The organism is Seonamhaeicola marinus, from assembly GCF_008085455.1.
The window spans coordinates 1-628 of record NZ_VSDQ01000871.1 but is presented as its reverse complement, the minus strand read 5'-3'; the positions used below and the strand labels follow the sequence as shown (position 1 = coordinate 628).

Here is a 628-nt window from a genome sequence, read left to right as displayed (position 1 = left end):
ATATTTCGTTTTCATCGCTATCTGGTAATCGTTGTTTTGCTAGTTCAATAGCTTTTTCAAAATTCCCTAATTTAAAATTTAAATCGGCTTGATAGTATGATAATTTTTCTTTGTAGCGTTCTTGATCACTTACTTGATCAAAATATTCGTTTGCTTCATCATAATCATCACCTTCATAAGCCATAAAACCAATATAGTATTTAGCTTGCGAACCATATTCTTGCGAGCTTTCTACTTTTGACAGGTATTTTTTTGCTTCTTTATATTGTTTGGTTGAAAAGGCTGTGTAACCATTATTGAAATAGAATGTTTCTTTATCGGCTTTACCTAAACTAGCTTCATCAACTTTGCTATACCATTTACGGGCATAGGCGTATTTTCCGTTTTCAAAATAATAATTGGCTACATCAACAAAAGCGGTATTACGCTTAGTACTTGTTGGGTATTCTTCAACAAAATCTTCAACCAAATCATCAGCATTTTGTTGATTGAGCCTTACTGCACAATTGGCTATATAGTAGGCGCAATCTGATTTTAAAACACCTTCTTTGGTTGTTTTTTTAACACTTTCAAATAAGGATTGTGCTGCTAAGTATTGATTGTTATTGTAAAGTGATAGTGCTTTTTG

1 protein-coding gene is annotated in these 628 nt (G+C 32.2%); it reads right to left on the bottom strand.

All coding sequences use genetic code 11. From position 1 onward, the window contains the following. Positions 1-628: tetratricopeptide repeat protein (locus tag FUA24_RS24520; protein WP_148546059.1), on the bottom strand; the 628-nt coding region annotated here is incomplete at both ends.